This is a genomic window from Buchananella sp. 14KM1171, from assembly GCF_041380365.1.
Taxonomy (GTDB): Bacteria; Actinomycetota; Actinomycetes; order Actinomycetales; family Actinomycetaceae; genus Buchananella; species Buchananella felis.
Genome location: NZ_CP159981.1, coordinates 2,311,712 through 2,328,856, shown reverse-complemented (window position 1 = coordinate 2,328,856; position 17,145 = coordinate 2,311,712). Strand labels below are relative to the sequence as shown.

Genomic DNA, 17,145 nt, shown 5'->3' with positions numbered 1-17,145 from the left:
TGTTCGGAGCGCTCAACTCAGCCCACCGATCCTTCCATCTGCAGTTCAATCAGTCGGTTCAGCTCCAGGGCGTACTCCATCGGCAGCTCGCGCGCGATCGGCTCCACGAAGCCACGCACGATCATCGCCATCGCCTCGGTCTCCTCCATGCCGCGGCTCATCAGGTAGAAGAGCTGGTCTGCGCTCACCTTGGAGACGGTGGCCTCGTGGCCCATCTCCACGTCGTCGGTGCGCACGTCCACGTACGGGTAGGTGTCCGACCGCGAGATGTCGTCCACCAGCAGCGCGTCGCACAGCACGTTGGACTTGGAGTGGCGTGCCTCCGGCATCACCTGCACCAGACCGCGGTAGGCCGCGCGGCCACCGCCGCGCGCCACCGACTTCGAGACGATGGACGAGGAGGTGTTCGGGGCCATGTGGACCATCTTGGAGCCGGTGTCCTGGTGCTGGCCCTCGCCCGCGAAGGCGATGGACAGGGTCTCGCCCCGGGCGTGCTCGCCCATCAGGTAGACCGCCGGGTACTTCATCGTCACCTTGGAGCCGATGTTGCCGTCCACCCACTCCATCACGCCGCCGGCCTCCACGCGGGTGCGCTTGGTGACCAGGTTGTAGACGTTGTTGGACCAGTTCTGGATGGTCGTGTAGCGGACCCGGGCGTCCTTCTTCACGATGATCTCCACGACCGCGGAGTGCAGGGAGTCGGACTTGTAGATCGGCGCGGTGCAGCCCTCGACGTAGTGAACGTAGGAGCCCTCGTCGGCGATGATCAGGGTGCGCTCGAACTGGCCCATGTTCTCCGTGTTGATGCGGAAGTAGGCCTGCAGCGGGATCTCCACGTGCACACCCGGCGGCACGTAAACGAAGGAGCCACCGGACCACACGGCGGTGTTCAGGGAGGCGAACTTGTTGTCCCCCACCGGCACCACGGTGCCGAAGTACTCCTTGAAGATGTCCTCGTGCTCGCGCAGCGCGGTGTCCGTGTCCACGAAGATGACGCCCTGGGCCTCCAGGTCCTCCCGGATCTGGTGGTAGACGACCTCGGACTCGTACTGCGCCGCCACACCGGCCACCAGGCGCTGCTTCTCAGCCTCCGGGATGCCCAGGCGGTCGTAGGTGTTCTTGATGTCCTCGGGCAGCTCGTCCCAGCTGGTGGCCTGACGCTCGGTGGAGCGCACAAAGTACTTGATGTTGTCGAAGTCGATCTCAGACAGGTCGCCGCCCCAGCGCGGCATCGGCTTCTTCTCAAAGAGACGCAGGGCCTTCAGTCGCAGGGCCAGCATCCACTCCGGCTCGTTCTTCAGGCCGGAGATGTTGCGAACCACGTCCTCGTTCAGACCGCGCCGCGCCTTCTCACCCGCCTCGTCGGAGTCGTGCCAGCCGTAGCCGTATGCACCGATGGAGGCAATGATCTCTTCATCGGTGCTGGGGGCTGACTGAGTGGTCTCACTCATAGGTGTCCTTCCGGTCACTGATTGGGACGCTTGTTGGCCCTGGAGCCGTTTTCGCGCAGACTCCGTAGCTTAGGCACGCCCAACGGGATGTGAGTAGTGCACGCGTGGGCGCCGCCGGCAAGCGTCGATAGGCGTTGAATATGAACATCTAGGAGGCGGCCAAAGGCTGCCGTCTCCGCGTCGCACAATTGCGGGAATTCGTCGGCCACGTCCCGCACCGGGCAGTGGCCTTGGCACAACTGGACCGCGAACCCGCCGTTACCAACATCACGCACCGTGGCGGCGTAGCCGTCCTCGGTCAGGGCGTTGGCCAGGGCGTGGGCGCGGGCCTCGTAGTCGTCCCCGGCCGCGTCGATGATCGGGCGGTAGCGCCGCTCCAGTTCCCGGGAGCGGGAGGCAGCAAAGCTCTCCACCGCCTCCACCCCGGCCACCTGGGCCAGGTATTGGATGGCACGGTTGGCCAGGGCGGAGTACTCGTCGGGCAGCTTCTCGTGGGCCAGCTCGGTGGCCACGTAGGCGCGGGCGGGGCGGCCACGGCCGCGCTTGCCCTGCTTGACCTCCGGGCGCACCTGGATCTGCCCCAGCGACTCGAGCGCCGTGACGTGCCGCCGCACCGCCGCCGCCGTCAGCCCCAGGATCCGGGCCATGGTGGAGGTGGTGACAGGGCCCTTTTCCACGATGAGGTCGAGTACCGCTTCTCTGGTTCCTGCCTCGTCCATTGCGGCTCCCCCTCTCCCCTGGCGACGCTTCCCGTCTAGTACCGAGGTCCCACTTTACCCCGTTTACGTAACGCCACAGTTCTTAATTAGTAGCACAGGTAAGGCTCACCTTCCGCCTGGCGCGGGCGGGTGTCCCAACTAAACTAGAGCGCGAGCTACCCCAAAGGAGCCCCCATGAGCCGTCTTGGCATTGATTTCGGCACTACCCGCACGATCGTGGCCCTCGCCGATCACGGCAACTACCCACTGGCGATGTTCCAGGACGAGGCCGGCGACGCACTGCCGTTCTTCCCGTCCGTACTAGCCCTGGTAGACGGAGAGCTGGTGGCCGGACACCGCGCCGTGGCCGCCATGGCCCAGGGCGCCCCCGCCCTGCCCGGCTTCAAGCGCCTGCTCGCCGCGCCCCGCCAGCACCTATCCGGCGACGTCGAACTAGGCGGGCAGCACTTCTCCCTGCTGGACCTCCTGACCGCCTTCCTGCGCCAACTGCACCAGGCCCTCTTGGACTCCAGCCTGGGCCCGCGCCTTTCTGCCGACCCGCTCGAGGTAGTGGTGGCCGTCCCCGCCCAGGCCTACAGCGCCCAGCGTTTCTTCACCATCCAGGCCTTCGAGCAGGCCGGCTTTACGGTCGTCGGGATGCTGAACGAGCCCAGCGCCGCCGCGTTTGAATTCGCCCACTCTCGCCAGCACCAGGCCGGCACGAGGGTGTTGGTCTACGACTTCGGTGGCGGGACGTTTGACGCTTCTCTGATCGAGATCGAGGGCCACCGCCACCGCGTCCTGGCCACGGCCGGGGACAACGTGCTTGGCGGCGACGACATGGACGTGGTGTTGGCCGACCTGGCCCTGGCTGCGGCCGGCGTGGAGCGCGCCCAGCTCAGCCGCTCCGACTACCTGAACCTGCTCACCGAGGCCCGCCTGGCCAAGGAGTCGCTGGCCCCGCAGTCGCGCCGCATCCTGCTGGAGGTGGCGGGACGCGACGTGACGGTGCCTGTGGCCGACTTCTACGCCGCGATCACGCCGCTGGTGGAGCGCACGGTGGACGCGCTGGCCCCCCTGCTGAGCGGCGTGCACGTCTCGGCGCTGCGGGAGGACGCGATCGCCGGCCTGTACGTGGTGGGCGGCGCCTCCGCGCTGCCGCTGGTGCCGCGCGCCCTGCGTGAGCGCTTCGGGCGGCGCGTGCTGCGCTCCCCCCTGCCGGCCGGTTCGGTGGCCGTTGGTCTGGCGATCGCGGGCGACGAGATCGGCTACGAGGTGCGCGACCTGCTCTCGCGGGGCTTCGGCGTGTTCCGGGAGGCCGACGGCGGCGCCACCTTGTCTTTCGACCCGATCCTCAGCCCGGAGCAGGAGCTGCCGACCACGGGCACGCTGACCGTGACCCGCACCTACCAGGCGGTGCACAACGTGGGCCACCTCCAGTTCGTCGAGTACCGGCAGCTGGGGGCTGACGGCCTGCCGAGCGGCGACATCTCCCCGTTCGCGCGCGTCGTGCACCCCTTTGACCCTGCCTTGTACGACGTTGCCGACCTGGCCGCCCTGCCGGTGCACCACTGCGAGGGGCACCTGGTGGAGGAGCGCTACGAGATCGGCGCGGACGGGGTGGTGCGCGTGACGCTGGCCGGGGAGGGCGGTTTTGCCCGCACCTACGAGCTGCAGGTGGGGACGGGCGGCCGCTAGCCGCCGCTAGTGCCTGCTAGCTGCCGCCCAGGAGCCGCTAGCCGCCGCAGGTTACGGCTAGTCCCAGCGCAGCCAGGGCGCGTCCACGCCGCGCAGGCGCCCGGGCTCGCTCAGCGCGGAGGCGCAGGCCAGGACCCCCACCACCGTCGAGGGGTTGTGCAGCTGCCCGGCGTGCACCAGCTCCACGGCCGCCTGGAGCGGCACCCACACGGCCTCCATCTCCGCCTCCTCGGCCTCCTGGACGAACCCGTCCGGGAGCGGGGCCGGGTAGAGGTCGCGGGCCAGGAAGACGCGGATGCCCTCCGAGTTGCCGCCCGGCGTGGTGAAGTAGTCCACCAGGACGTCCCAGCTGTGGGCGCCCAGCTGCGCCTCCTCGGCCAGCTCGCGGCGCGCGGCCTCCACGGCCCGCTCCCCCGGCACGTCCAGCAGCCCGGCCGGGATCTCCCACAGCCGGGCGCGCACCGGGTGGCGGTACTGGGAGAGCAGCAGCACGTGCTCCACGCCGTCGATCTGGCGCAGGGCCACCACGCCCACCGCGCCGGGGTGGGAAACGAAGTCGCGCTGCACCGGCGCGGCGCCGGGTTGCAGCACCACGTCCTCGCTGACGAAGTCGAAGGCGAAGCCGCTGAAAATCTCGCGGCGCTCTACTACCTGGCGGCTGTGGTCCTTGCTGTCCTCCACGCGCCGAAGGACGCGGCCGGGCAGCGCCTGCTCGCGGCTGGGTGTCACTGCGTTCTCTTTCGCCTCGGTTTGGGGTGGACGGCTAGTTGGAGGTGGACGGGCTGGGCTGGGCGTCCTGACCGGTGGGCTGCGCGCTAGGCGCCGGCGCGGGCGCAGAGGCGCCCGGCTGGACCCCGGTGCTCGGGCTGAGCACGGAGGCGCCCAGCTCCGGCAGGGCCGGCAGCGCTCCGGCCAGGGGCAGTCCCTCGGTGGCGGAGGCCTCCACGCCGTAGGCGCCGTGCTTGCTCGACAGGGATGCGGCGAGCACGCGCGGGGTGAAGACGGTGGAGAAGTCGGTTCCCACCGCGTCCAGGGTGGAGACTGCGTCGCCAGAGTTGCGCAGACGCGTGACCAGGGAGGCGTCGGTGGAGGCGTCGCCCAGCACCATCCCGCCCAGGCCGGCCTGGCCCAGCCCGCTGGCCAGGGCCACCAGGTAGTTGGAGTGCAGCTTGAGCGACTCTGCGTCCGGGTTGCCCAGGGCGGCAGCCAGGTCCTCCTGCGAGCGCGGTCCCACCACCACGATGGAGTGGGCGGCGCCGGTGGCCGCCTGGGGCAGGGAGACGAAGGGGGTCTCGGTGGCCTCGAGGAAGGCCGCCACGGTCACCGCGTTCTCGGTGGAGGATGTCAGCACCTGGGCCAGGGCCAGGGCGAAGATCTGCTCGGTGGTGGCCTCAGCGCCCACCTTGGGCTCGAGGTAGGCGCGCAGCTGTCCGGCGAAGGTGGTGCGGTAGGTGTTGGTGGCCGGGTCGGTGAAGGAGGGGTTGACGTTGACCTGGGCCACCACCTCCGCGCCGGCCTCGCCCAGGATCGCCGTGGCCGCACTGACGTCGGCGCCGTCGGCGCCCGGCAGGGCCACCACGGCCACGCGCAGGCCGGTCAGCGCCCCGGTCACCACGTCCGCCTTCAGGGCGCTGGCCGCCTTGCCGTAGCCGGCAATCTTGGCCTCCAGCTGACCGACCTGGGCCTTGTAGGAGTCGCGCGAGTTGCGTGCCTCGCTGAGCTGCCCGGTCAGGGTGTCCCCGATCGGGCGCTGCAGGGGGCCGGCCCCCAGCACCACTCCGATGGCCAGGGCCAGGAACACGGCGACAAGCGAAACCACGTGGTAGCGGAAGTTCAACACGGTCATGCCTCCAGGGGGAAGGTACCGGGGACAAGGCTGCTGGCCCCGAAGAAGTCGAATGTGGCCAGCCAGGCGCGGCCGGCCTCGGTGGTCAGCCACGCCGCGCCGAGCGCGGCGCCGGCCGCGAGAAGCAGCGCCAACAGCCACAGCACGGGGATCTCCCGCTTGGACAGGCTGCCGACCGCGCGGGCGCTGACCACCCGGTCCTGGCTGCGCAGCCGCGTGAGCATATTGGCCGCCATGGTGGCCTGGCCGCGATCCAGCACGTCCTCCAGCTCCATGCCGATGCCGGCGGTGACGATGACGGGGGCGCCCGCCTCCACCGCTATCAAGATGGCCTGGTCTGCGGTGTCCAGGGAGGTGTCGAAGGTGGCGAAGTCCAGCCCCAGCTCGCCGTGGATGTTGGCGGCGTGGGTGTAGCCGGGCGCGTGGCTGGACAGGACGCGCTGCTTGGCCGCGCGCAGCACGGACTCATCGGTTCCCTGCAGGTCTCCCACCAGCACGTCGGGGCTCAGGCCGGCCTTTCGCACCGTCGGTGCGGCGTCGTCCACCGCGATAACCACCGGGGAGCGGTCGCGGCAGTATCCGCGCACGGCCTTCAGTTCCAGTTCGAGGTCGGCGCTGGGCACCGCGATCAGCACGGGGCGGCCGCGCAGCTTGTCGCGCAGCGTGGGCACGCCGTAGCCCTCCAGCAGCACCTCGCGTTCCCTGTCCAGGTGCTCGGCCAGGGAGGCGGCAAACGCGTCCAGCTGCAGGCTCAGGCCGTCCTGGGCGCGCGAGAGCGCCTCTTGCACGCTCTGCTCGGTCTGCACCACGCCCTCGGCGATGATGCGGCCGCGCCGGCGCACCTGGGCTCCCTCCAGTTCGATGTGCTGCCCATCGCGCACCGCCACCAGGTCTGGTCCGAGCTGGTCGATCAGCGGGATGCCGGCCGCTACGAGGACGCTGGCTCCCTTGGTGGGGTAGCGCCCGGAGATCGTGGTGGAGGCGTTCAGCACGGCGCTCGGCTTGCGGCGCACCAGCGCCTCGGCCGTGGCCCGGTCCATGTCCAGGATGTCCACCGCCACCAGGTCGCCCTTCTCCACGCGGGAGAGCTGGGCGGCCTTCGGCTCCACCCGGACGGGGGCGGAGATTACGCTTCGCTCTTTTGGACTCACGTCTCCGATAGTCTCACGCGGGCGGCCTGGAGCAGCTCTTCGCCATGCCGTAGGGCCGTAGGAGCGTCGTCATGCCCGGAGAGCATGCGGGCGATCTCTGCGGCACGCTCGGACGGGGCCAGCTGGCGCACCCGCGTGGTGGCGCCGTTCTTCACCACCGTCAGGTGGGTGTCCGCGAACGCGGCGACCTGCGCCAGGTGCGTGACCACGATGACCTGTTGGGTGCGGGCCAGCAGGGCCAGGCGCGCCCCGATCTCCGTGGCGGCGCGCCCGCCCACGCCTGCGTCCACCTCGTCGAACACGAGCGTGCGGCGCTCCTGGTCGGCGCGGGCAAGGACCAGCTCGATGGCCAGCATGATGCGGGAGAGCTCTCCGCCGCTGGCGCCGCTGCCCAGCGGCACCGGGGCCAGGCCCGCGTCCGCCTGCCACCACATCGTCACCTCGTCGCGCCCGTGCGCGCGCACCTCGGCCGGGCCCACCTCCACGCGCAGGGCCGCGCCGGCCAGCGCCAGTTGCGCCAGTTCCGCGCCCACGGCGTGGCTGAGTTCGGCCGCGAGTTTCCGCCGCGCGGCAGTGACGTCCGCCCCGATCTGCGCCAGTTTGTCCGACGCCGCCGCCAGCGCCGTCTCCAGACTGGCCGTGCGGTCGTCCGGCCCGTCCAGGAGGTCCAGCCGCTCGCGGGCCTGGTCCGCCCACTCCAGCAGTTCCCCGGTGGAGGCGGCGCGCCCCCGCAGCAGGGCGTTCAGGGCGGCCCGGCGTTCGTGGACCGCCTCCAGCCTGGCCGGGTCGGCCTCCAGGGCGTCCAGGTAGGCGGACAGTTCGGCGGCGACGTCGGCCACCACCGCCTGGGCGCCGGCCAGTTCCTCCGCCCACGGACGCGGCGTGGGGTCGAAGCGTTCCAGCTCGCCAAGGGCGCGAGCGGCGTCGGCCAGCAGGCTGCTGGCACCGGCCGCCCCCGGTTCGTAGGACTCGGCGCTGAGCAGGCCCAGGCAGCGGGCGGTCACGACGCGCAGGTCCTCCACGTTCGTCAGCCGCTCGGCCTCGGCCCGCAGCTCGTCCTCCTCGCCCGCGCTCGGTTCGACGGCGTCGATCTGCTCCAGGGTGGAGCGCAGATAGGCCACCTCGGCCTCCCGCTGCGCGGCGGTGGCCCGCCACTCCTCCAGCTCGTCGCGGGCAGCGCGCCACTGGTCAAACGCGGCGGCGTGGCTCTCCAACAGCGCGGCGTGCTTGGCCCCGCCCAGCGCGTCCAGCAGCGCCCGCTGCCGGGCCGGGCGCCGCAGGGAGATCTGGTCGCTCTGGCCGTGCACCGCCACCAGCGGGGTGACCGCCTCCGTGAGGGAGGCGCGCGGCACCGTGCGTCCGCCCAGGTGGCAGCGCGAGCGGCCCTCCACGGGCTGGGTGCGGCTCACCAACAGCGCGCCCTCATCCAGCGCGCCGCCGGCCTCCTCGACCGCCTCAGCCACGGCGCGCCCCAGGGCGCCACCGGGCAGCGTGAAGGTGGCCTCCACGCGGGCCTGGCTCTGCCCGCGACGCACCAGGCCCGGATCCGCCGGCGCGCCCGTGGCCAGCGCCAGCGATCCCAGCAGCATGGACTTTCCGGCGCCCGTCTCGCCAGTGATCACACTCAGGCCGGCGCCGGGGCGCACCTCGGCCTCCTCGATCACGCCCACGCCGAATATGCGCAGTTCTTCCAGCAAATCTGGCTCCTTTACTTGGCGCTGCGCCAGCCGTGCACCGGCAGGTGGAACTTCGCCACCAGTCGGCCAGAGAACGGCGTGTCGTTCAGGCGGGCCAGGCGCGCCGGCCGCTCCCCGCGCCGCACCGTGATGTGTGCGCCCTGCGGGGCCGGCACCCGGCGCCGCCCGTCGAACCAGAGCTCCGCGCCCGAAGCGGAGGACTGCGTCACCTCGATCTCCAGCACGGACGAGGGCCCCACCACCAGGGGACGCGTAAAGAGGGCGTGGGCCGCGATCGGCACCAGCAGCATCGCCTCCACGTCCGGCCACACCACCGGCCCGCCGCCGCTGAAGGCGTAGGCGGTCGATCCGGTCGGGGTGGCCAGGACCAGCGAATCGCAGCCAAACGAGCTCATGGCGCGCCCGTCCACGCCGATCGTGACGTCCACCATCGAGCCCTTGAGCGTCTTTTCCAGCGCGGCCTCGTTGAGCGCCCAGCCCTCGTAGCGCTTGCCACCCGGGCAGGTGACGTCCGCGCTGAGAGTCATGCGCTCCTCCACGAAGTAGTCGCGCGCCACGATGCGCGCCACCACCTCCTCCACGCCCTCTGGTTCGGCCTCCGCCAGGAAGCCCACGTGGCCAGTGTTGATCCCGATCACGGGCACGTCCAGGTTGTGGCCCCGCTCCACGGCGGACAGGATCGTGCCATCGCCGCCCAGCACCACGATGATCTCCACGTCCGTGGTGGTGGCCTGATCCACCACCTCCACCGCGTGCTTGGCGAACTCCGCCCGCACCCGGTTGGCCGCCTCCCGCGAGGACGTGCGGGTCAGGTGGGACACCACCATCACCTTCCGGCTCATGCCTGCCTCCCGACCAGTCGAGGTTTCCCGGCTCCGCGCTGCCGCCCCGTGGGGTGGGCGCCGCCGTCCCCGCAACGGTGCGGGCAGGTCGGCGCGCGAAAAGCCATCCCGTTCATGCTGCCCCGCCGGCGGGGCCGTTCGCAACCGCTGCCTCGATGGCGGCGCGCAGTTCTTGCCCCTCCAGGCCCTCGCCGCGCCGGTCGCTCTTGGTCATGGAGAGGAAGTACTCCACGTTGCCCGCCGGGCCCGGCAGCGGGCTGGCCTGCACGTCCAGCACGCGCAGCCCCTGCGTCAGTGCGCAGCGCGCCACGCTCTCCACCGTCTCCACGTGCAGCGCCGGTTCGCGCACCACGCCACCGGCCCCCAGGCGCTCTCGCCCCACCTCGAACTGGGGCTTGACCATGAGCAGGAAGTCGGCGTGCGCGCCGGCGCACTTGACCAGCGGCTCCAGCAGCAGCGTCAGCGAAATGAAGGACAAGTCCCCCACCACCAGGTCCGGGGCAGGGGCCACCTGCTCGGGCTGGAGCGTGCGCACGTTGGTGCGATCCATCGCGGTGACCCGTTCGTCGCTGCGCAGCGACCACGCCAGCTGGCCGTAGCCCACGTCCACGGCCACCACGTGCGCGGCGCCCCGCCGCAGCAGCACCTCGGTGAACCCGCCGGTGGAGGCACCGGCGTCCAGGCAGCGTCGTCCCTCGATAAGTGGGGCGCGCTCCCCCAGCGCATCCAGGGCGCCGGCCAACTTCAGGGCGCCACGAGAGACGTAGCCGTGGGACTCATCCTGAGCCACCACGATCGCCTGGGCGGGATTGACCTGCCGCGCGGCCTTGGTCACCACCGCGCCGTCGAGCTTCACCAGCCCGGCGTCGATCAGCTCCGCCGCGTGGGTGCGCGAACGCGCCAACCCCCGCCGCACCAGCTCCGAGTCCAGTCGAATCAGCCGTGCCATCGCTCAAGTTCCTTGCCGTTGCCGGGCCGACTCAGGCCACGGTGAAGGCCGGCACGCTCACCATTACGCCCTGGTCGGCCGCAACCCAGGCCGCCGCCACGACGGCCCGGTAGTGGTCGATGCCCACCACGGCGCCCTCAGCGAGCGGGACCTCGCCCACGTAGAGCGTGCCGTCGGCGTCGAACCGCGCCGTGGACTGGCGGCAGGTGGCGCTCGTGCCATCCACCGCTACCTCCGGGTGCGGCTCGCTCAGGCCGCGCAGGTCCTTGGCCAGGAACGAGGGGCGCTCGGCGGGCGCGGCCAGGGCCACCGCCCGGGCGTCCGAAACGCCGGTGAGCACGTGCAGGGAGGGGACCTGGGCCGCCACCGCGCAGGCCACGTCCGTGTTGAGCCGGTCGCCCACGCCCAGCGCGCTGCCGCCCCCCGCGCGCGCAAGGGCGCGATGGAAGATGCCCGCCAGGGGCTTGCCGGCCGGGGTTGCCTTCACACCGGCGGCGTGCTCCACGCAGGCCACCAGGGAGCCGTTACCGATCGCCATGCCGCGCTCGGTGGGCAGCGTGGAGTCCAGGTTGGAGGCGTAGAAACGCGCCCCCCGCGAGATGCACAGCACCGCCTCGCTCATCGCGGCCCACGTGATGTTGCGGTCCAGGCCCTGCACCACCGCGGTCGGGGCGTCGTCGGCCGAGGAAACCACGGTAAAGCCCGCGTCCTCCACCGCCTGCACCAGCGCCTGCGTGCCCAGCACAAAGACGGTGGCGCCGGCCTCCAGCTCTGCGCGCATGACCTCCGCGACGTCCTGCGCGGCCGTCATCACCTGCTGCGCGGTGGTCTGGATGCCCAGCTCGGTGAGGTGGGCCGCCACGTCTGCGGGCAGGCGGGAGGCGTTGTTCGTGACGAACATGGAGGCCATGCCGGCCGCCCGCGCGGCGTTGATGCCCTCTGCGGCGAAGTCGATCGGCAGCTTGCCGGCGTAGCAGACCCCGTCCAGGTCCAGCAGCGCCACCTGGTAGGCCTCGCTCAGCGGCACCTGGCAGCCCAGCAGCACGCCGGGGCGGTACTCCGGCGCGCCGCTCACTTCTCCTCCTCGGACTCCAGGGCCCCGACGTCGAACAGGTCCTCCTGCTCGCTCGCCTCGGTGCCCGCAGGTGCCTTGCCGGCCCGGGCTTCCTTCGTTGCCTCCTCGGCGAGCTGGTCCGCCTCGGCGGCGGCCTCGGCCTCGACCTCGGCCAGCAGCTCGTCCACCTCGGCCTCCACGTCGTAGTTCTGTGCCTGGGCCAGCAGCGCGGCATCGTCGGCGTCGGCCGGCTCGCCGCCCGCCTCTGCCGCCAACTCGCTCACGAGCTCCTGCGCCGCTGCGGCCAGCTCCGCGTCCCCACCATCCAGCTCATCGGCACCATCCAGCTCATCGGCACCATCCAGCTCATCGGCACCATCCAGCTCATCGGCACCGTCCAGCTCGGCACCGTCGAGCTCCGCGCCGGTCTCCTCGCCGTCGGCGGCGGCGGCGTCGGCGGCCTCGTCTGCCTCATCCTGCGCCGCAGCGGACTCGTCGAAGTCCTCCTCGGCGTCGTAGACCTCGACGTCCTCTTCCTCGAGCTCGTGCAGGTTGTACTGCTCCACCAGCGCGTCGGCCTCGTCGTCCCTGCCCAGGTCGCGCAGCCGGTCGGCGCGCACGGACTGCAGGCGCAGCATGGTCTCCTCGTCCAGCTGCAGACCCTCCAGGGCCTGCTCCACCACCAGCAGGGCGGCGTCGAACTGGCCCAGGTCGGCGCGCACGCCGGAGGCCACCATGGCCAGCTCGGCGCGTTCGATGACGTCCATCGAGTAGCGCTCGGCGCCCGCGATGATCTCCAGTGCCTTCTCGGGGCGGCCCAGGGCGCGCTCGGAGTCGGCCTCGATGGCGATGTGGACGTGGCGGCCCGACAGGCGGCGCAGCGCGCGCACCTCCCGCAGCGTGTCGCTGAAGCGGCCCGAGGCGTAGGCGGCCAGCGCGGCGGCCTCCCGCACCACGTCCACCCGGCCCGCGTTGCGCACGGCGGCCTCCGCGTGGGCCCAGGCCAGCTCCGGGTCGGTGGCCAGGTGGCGCTGCACCATCACCAGGTGCTTGGCGACCACCTCGGCGCTGCGCTCGGACAGCGTGCGCAAGCGCATGCGGGTGGGGCGGTCCAGCAGCTTGTCGGTGACGTCGGCCGGGAACTCCGGGCCGGAGTAGAGGCCCTGGGCCGGCGCCTGGCGCTGGGAGTCCTGGCCCCGCTGGTCGGCGTCCAGGCCGCCCTCGCGCTGGGAGCGCTCCACCTGGCGGGCGGCGAACTTGTCGCGCTCGGTGCGCACCTCACGCGCGTCACCGTCGAAGTCGCGGCCCCAACCCTGGCGCGGCCCGCGCCCACCATCGCGACGCTCAAAACCGCCTCGCTCGCCGTCACGGCGCTCAAAGCCACGCCCACCCCGGTCGAAGTCACGGCGCTCACCATCGCGGCCCCAGCCGCGCTCGGAGCGGTCAAAGGAGCGGCGCTCGCCGTCGCGGCCCCAACCCTGGCGCGGCCCGCGCCCACCATCGCGGTCAAAGGAACGACGCTCACCGTCGCGGCGGTCAAAGCCGCGCCCACCCCGGTCGAAGTCACGGCGCTCACCATCGCGGCCCCAGCCACGCTCGGAGCGATCGAAGGAACGTCGGCCACCATCGCGGTCAAAGGAACGACGCTCACCGTCGCGGCGCTCAAAGCCACGCCCACCCCGGTCGAAGTCACGGCGCTCACCATCGCGGCCCCAGCCCTGGCGCGGGCCACGCCCACCCTCGGAACGGTCAAAGGAGCGGCGCTCGCCGCCACGGTCGAAGTCACGGCGCTCACCATCGCGGCCCCAGCCACGCTCGGAGCGGTCGAAGGAACGTCGGCCACCATCGCGGTCAAAGGAACGACGCTCACCGTCGCGGCGCTCAAAGCCACGCCCACCCCGGTCGAAGTCACGGCGCTCACCATCGCGGCCCCAGCCGCGCTCGGAGCGATCGAAGGAACGTCGGCCACCATCGCGGTCAAAGGAACGACGCTCACCGTCGCGGCGGTCGAAGTCGCGCCGCTCACCGCGCGGCGCGCCGCTCTCCGAGCGCTGCGGCCCGGAGGCCCGGTTGAAACGGCTGGAACCAGCCTGCCAGGAGCGATCGCGCCCGCCGTTGTTCTTGTCTTGTCCGTGGCTCATCGCCGCTCCTTACCTGGTCCCATCCTCTTCAGTTCTACCGCGCTCTACTCTATGCGAACCGGCCTGGGCGCGCCGACCTATTGGGAAGTGACGCGTGTCAGTTGGACACCGCGTGGAAAGCGCCCTCTTGCGCGTAGCTCGTCACGGAGTTGGCGCCCCCGGCGATCTCGACGCGCCAGACGTCCGAATCCCGCAGGTAGCTCGCCGTGGCGGGCGGCAGGGTGTCGGCGGTGGCGAGCACGATGGGCGCACCCTCCAGGGCGCAGATGCCGGAGGCGGCCAGCGCGTCCGGGAACGTCACGCCGCTCACCAGCATCGCGGTGCCCGCGTCGGGGAAGAACTGCTCGCCCACGCTCGCGGCGGTGGCGAACCGGTCCGGGCCGGCAAAGACGGCGGTGGGCTCTGCCGGTACGGTGCCCAGCTGGGAGGCGGCGAGCCCGCCCACCACGTAGCGCCGGGCGGCGTGCGTGTACCACGGGGTCTGCCCGCCCGGCAGGCCGCGCTGCGCCAGCAACACCACGCCGCCGGTCTTGCTGGCGGCGGCACCTGCGGACAGGGCATCGGCGAAGGTGGAGCCGGAGACCACGAAGGCCGGGCAGTTCTGCGCCGGGCAGACCCGCGCGGCGATCAGCGCGGCGGTGTGGAAGCGGGACTGCCCGCCCAGGCGCTCCACCGTCACTCCCATTGCCGCCAGCTGCGCCTCCACTGCCGGCCCGATGGAGCTGTGCCCGCCCACCAGCACCACCCGGGTAAACCCGCCGCGCTGCAGGGCCTTGCGGGTGGCGACCGGTAGGTACGACTGCGCGGAGAGCAGCACCGGGGCCTGCAGCTTCGCCGCCAGGGGCGCGGCGGCCAGCGCGTCCGGGTAGTCAGAGCCGGAGGCGATCACCGCCGTCTGCTCCCACGTGGACTCGCTCGAGACGAATGCCGCCGCAGTGGCGTAGCGGTCTTGCCCCGCCGTGCGCCAGACGCGCGAGGGGGTCACCTCCAACCGCAGCAGGCTGCCACGCCTTTCGATGCCGTACAGCGTGTTCTGGTCCGGGCCCGGCTGCCCGGAACCCGACTGGCCCGAACCCGGCTGCCCGCCCTGGCCGTTCTGCCCACCCTGCCCGGCCTCCCCGGCCTGCACGATCTCCACGATCTCCTGGGCGGTCTGGGGCAGGCGGTGGCGCGTGGCCAGCAGCCGCCCGCCGGGGCGCACCTCCATGCGCACCAGCCAGGGGTGCTCCAGGAAGACCACCGCGTCCTGCCCCACCTCCACCAGGCGCCCGGTCTGCGGCCCGATGCCCTGGGCCAGGAGCCGGCCCGTGTCCGGGTCCAGTAGGAGCGTCTTGTGGCCGATCGCGGCCAGCAGGATGCCGTGGGGCGTGACGGCGGCGCCCATGAACGCCTTGGTGTCGAACTCGGCGCGCCACCGCACCTCTCCCGTGACCTTGTTGATCCGGGCCACCTCGGCGCGTTCCTCCTGGGCGCTTGCCGCCTCGGCCTGCACCGAGCTGGCGATGAGCGCGTCGGTGCGGCTGAGGTGCTTGACGACGTTGATGGAGCCCTTGCCCAGCGGGTCCACGTGCACCATCGGTTTGGGCGCGCCGCTCCGGCTGGTGGCGATGTAGTTCACGGCCCCGCCCGCGAAGCCGTAGTTCGCGCGGGTGCCGATCAGGATGCCGGAGGCATCGACATCGATCGACAAGGGACGGGACTGGTACCTGCGGTCCAGCTTGGCGAGCAGTTCGGCCCGGCCGTCCTTGCCGACGCGCCACACCCACGCGTTGGGGTAGGTGGCGCCGTAGTAGGCGCCCTGGTGGCCCTGCACTGTCTTCAACTCGCCGCTGATGTAGTGGTCGCTGCGCACCCCGTTTTGGAAAATGCCGAGCTTCCACGATCCCGCCACCAGGGCAGTGTCGTCGACCGCCGCCACCGCGCCCTGCACCGGCAGCTCGCCCGTTCCTGCCACGTCCTGGAAGCTGGCGGAGACCATGCTGCTGGCCGCCCAGGGCCGCAGCGCCTCCCAGCCGGCCACATCGGTTGCTGCGGGCGCGGGTACCTGCCAGACGATGCCCGATCCGCTCACGCCCCGCAGGTAGCTGGCCCCGTCCTGTTCCCAGGTGAAGAGACCGCGCGTCTCGTCGCCGTGCACCGGCGTGCCGAGCGCCTTGAACTGGCCGGTTTCGACGTCGCCGAGGTAGATGGTGCCCTCGCTGCGCGCCGAGAAGACGAAGTGCTTCTGGTTCACCGGTGCCACCAGGTCGATGTGGGTGGTGCCGGGGACCTCGATTACGCGCCCGCCGTTTTCTGGATCGTTGCGGTCCACGATGACCAGGCGACCACGGTTCTCCCCCGCTCCCCCGACCACGTGGTCGCCAACCACCGCCAGGTCGTAGACCGACGAGGCCCCCATCTCGGCCAGTCCCAGCGGGATTTCCGTGAACGACGTTCCGCCCGGCCGCAGGAAGAAAAGGCGGGCGCGAGCCGAGCCGGAGGACGTGCCCGCGAAGAGTGTGCCGTCCGGAGCGGTGGCCACGGAGCGCACCATGAGGGCGCCCGGGTGGGGAGTGCCCACCAGGGAGACGCGGTCCGTGGCGGGGTTGTAGCGCAGCACGGCGCCGGGCAACGGGATGCCACCCAGTGGGTCCAGGCGGCCGTAGGAGCCCAGGTAGACCGATCCGTCCGGGGCGGTGGCGGCGTCGAAGGCGCCGATCTTGCCCGGGCCCAGGTAGGGCAGGGCGTTTGGTAGCACCTGGGTGAGCTGGCGCAGCCGACCGGTGGACAGGTCCTGCTCCCACAGGCTGCTGGGGGAATTGGCGGCGAAGTAGGCCTTGGTGCCGTCGGCGGAGAGCGCGGCGGCCCAGGCGTTGCCGCACTGCGCGCACACCCCGGTTGCGCTGGTGGTCCAGGAGCCGGCGTCGAAGCTGGCGGCGAAGATGTTGAGCGCGCTTTCCCTGCCCCCGGCCAGGATGGTGCCGTCCGGGGTCTGGAGCGCGCTGTTCACGCTCCCGCCGGCCACGCCCACGCCCAGGGAGGTGGCCTCCACGGCGTCTCCGATGCCGATGATCGGCCCCTCCCCGTGGTCTGGCTTGCCGCTGGGCGAGGGCGAGGGCGAGGGCAGGGGCGGGGCCGTCGGTTCCGGCAGGGGCTCGGGCAACACACCGGGTGCCTTGGGCGGCAGGCCCGGCAAAACGTCGTCCGGGCCCACGTCATTCGTCACCGCGTCCCCGCCGCTCCACGGGTCGTGCGGATCGGCGGGATCGGCGGTGGCGGCCGGGGTGGGGTGCACCGGCGCGGCGGCCGCCACGGCAGCGTCGTGCATCCCCGCAGCGGTGCTGGGTGGATTGAGCGTTGTGGCCTCCAGCGACACCGCAGGCGGCACGATAACCGCCAGGCTCGCAACTGCCGCCATTAACGCCAACTTGGCGCCCCGTACCCCGCGTTTAGCCATACCGGTCAGCATAAGGCGTTTTGCCGCGCCTCAAACGGGTCATTTGGCAGGCAAGGCTTTTGCTTTTGCCGGTCGAGCGCTGCGGGTGCCTTTGCGCGGTGGGCGAGCATTTTGCACGACGCTGCCCACGTCGCCCGTCTCTTCATTACGCCGGCACCGCGCCGGGCGCGTTTGGGGGCGGC

Annotated in this window: 12 protein-coding genes; 1 reads left to right on the top strand and 11 read right to left on the bottom strand. The window is 71.7% G+C overall.

Annotated elements, in window-relative coordinates; all coding sequences use genetic code 11:
- Positions 1–17: 17 nt before the first annotated feature.
- Both sufB and ABYF38_RS09035 read right to left on the bottom strand, forming a co-directional pair.
- On the bottom strand, positions 18–1,451 hold the full coding sequence (gene sufB, locus ABYF38_RS09040; RefSeq protein ID WP_371152053.1) for a Fe-S cluster assembly protein SufB: 1,434 nt from the start codon (positions 1,449–1,451) through the stop codon (positions 18–20).
- 14 nt (positions 1,452–1,465) lie between these two features.
- Positions 1,466–2,170, bottom strand: a complete 705-nt coding sequence (locus ABYF38_RS09035; RefSeq protein ID WP_371152052.1) for a helix-turn-helix transcriptional regulator — start codon at positions 2,168–2,170, stop codon at positions 1,466–1,468.
- Positions 2,171–2,344: 174 nt separating this feature from the next.
- On the opposite strand from ABYF38_RS09035, the gene ABYF38_RS09030 reads away from it, so the two are divergent.
- Positions 2,345–3,847 (top strand): Hsp70 family protein, encoded by a 1,503-nt coding sequence (locus ABYF38_RS09030; RefSeq protein WP_371152051.1) that lies wholly within the window; start codon positions 2,345–2,347, stop codon positions 3,845–3,847.
- A gap of 57 nt (positions 3,848–3,904) precedes the next feature.
- Here the strand turns inward: ABYF38_RS09030 and ABYF38_RS09025 are convergent, their stop codons facing one another.
- The 9 genes from ABYF38_RS09025 to ABYF38_RS08985 all read right to left on the bottom strand — a co-directional run bounded on the left by ABYF38_RS09025 (position 3,905) and on the right by ABYF38_RS08985 (position 16,924).
- Positions 3,905–4,552: an NUDIX domain-containing protein gene (locus ABYF38_RS09025; RefSeq protein ID WP_371153027.1), complete on the bottom strand. Its 648-nt coding sequence runs from the start codon at positions 4,550–4,552 to the stop codon at positions 3,905–3,907.
- A 58-nt stretch (positions 4,553–4,610) separates the two neighbouring features.
- The gene (locus ABYF38_RS09020) at positions 4,611–5,693 is read right to left on the bottom strand and encodes a copper transporter (RefSeq protein ID WP_371152049.1); all 1,083 of its coding nucleotides are present in this window, start codon (positions 5,691–5,693) and stop codon (positions 4,611–4,613) included.
- Positions 5,690–6,802 carry a putative cytokinetic ring protein SteA gene (steA, locus tag ABYF38_RS09015; protein ID WP_371152048.1) on the bottom strand — a complete coding sequence of 371 codons (1,113 nt, stop codon included), beginning with the start codon at positions 6,800–6,802 and terminating at the stop codon, positions 5,690–5,692. The genes ABYF38_RS09020 and steA overlap by 4 nt, the downstream gene beginning before the upstream one ends.
- A 38-nt stretch (positions 6,803–6,840) precedes the next feature.
- A complete protein-coding gene (gene recN / locus ABYF38_RS09010) occupies positions 6,841–8,541 on the bottom strand; it encodes a DNA repair protein RecN (protein ID WP_371152047.1) in 1,701 nt (566 codons plus the stop codon).
- Between the two features lie 11 nt (positions 8,542–8,552).
- Complete coding sequence (locus tag ABYF38_RS09005; protein WP_371152046.1) at positions 8,553–9,383, bottom strand: NAD kinase; 831 nt, start codon at positions 9,381–9,383, stop codon at positions 8,553–8,555.
- 112 nt (positions 9,384–9,495) lie between these two features.
- Entirely contained in the window at positions 9,496–10,332 is an 837-nt protein-coding gene (locus ABYF38_RS09000) for a TlyA family RNA methyltransferase (protein ID WP_371152045.1), read from the bottom strand.
- Between the two features lie 31 nt (positions 10,333–10,363).
- A complete protein-coding gene (locus tag ABYF38_RS08995; protein ID WP_371152044.1) occupies positions 10,364–11,407 on the bottom strand; it encodes an HAD-IIA family hydrolase in 1,044 nt (347 codons plus the stop codon).
- Entirely contained in the window at positions 11,404–13,527 is a 2,124-nt protein-coding gene (locus ABYF38_RS08990) for a hypothetical protein (protein ID WP_371152043.1), read from the bottom strand. Before ABYF38_RS08990 ends, ABYF38_RS08995 begins: the two co-directional genes overlap by 4 nt.
- 97 nt (positions 13,528–13,624) lie before the next feature.
- The gene (locus ABYF38_RS08985; protein ID WP_371152042.1) at positions 13,625–16,924 is read right to left on the bottom strand and encodes a cell wall-binding repeat-containing protein; all 3,300 of its coding nucleotides are present in this window, start codon (positions 16,922–16,924) and stop codon (positions 13,625–13,627) included.
- Between the last annotated feature and the right edge of the window lie 221 nt (positions 16,925–17,145).

Excerpts from the sequence above, each read along its gene's own strand:
- ABYF38_RS09000 (WP_371152045.1), bottom strand. The coding sequence starts at position 10,332 with ATGGCACGGCTGATTCGACTGGACTCGGAGCTGGTGCGGCGGGGGTTG.
- ABYF38_RS09005 (WP_371152046.1), bottom strand. The coding sequence starts at position 9,383 with ATGAGCCGGAAGGTGATGGTGGTGTCCCACCTGACCCGCACGTCCTCG.
- sufB (WP_371152053.1), bottom strand. The coding sequence starts at position 1,451 with ATGAGTGAGACCACTCAGTCAGCCCCCAGCACCGATGAAGAGATCATT.
- ABYF38_RS09030 (WP_371152051.1), top strand. The coding sequence starts at position 2,345 with ATGAGCCGTCTTGGCATTGATTTCGGCACTACCCGCACGATCGTGGCC.
- ABYF38_RS09035 (WP_371152052.1), bottom strand. The coding sequence starts at position 2,170 with ATGGACGAGGCAGGAACCAGAGAAGCGGTACTCGACCTCATCGTGGAA.
- ABYF38_RS08985 (WP_371152042.1), bottom strand. The coding sequence starts at position 16,924 with ATGGCGGCAGTTGCGAGCCTGGCGGTTATCGTGCCGCCTGCGGTGTCG.
- ABYF38_RS09020 (WP_371152049.1), bottom strand. The coding sequence starts at position 5,693 with ATGACCGTGTTGAACTTCCGCTACCACGTGGTTTCGCTTGTCGCCGTG.
- ABYF38_RS08990 (WP_371152043.1), bottom strand. The coding sequence starts at position 13,527 with ATGAGCCACGGACAAGACAAGAACAACGGCGGGCGCGATCGCTCCTGG.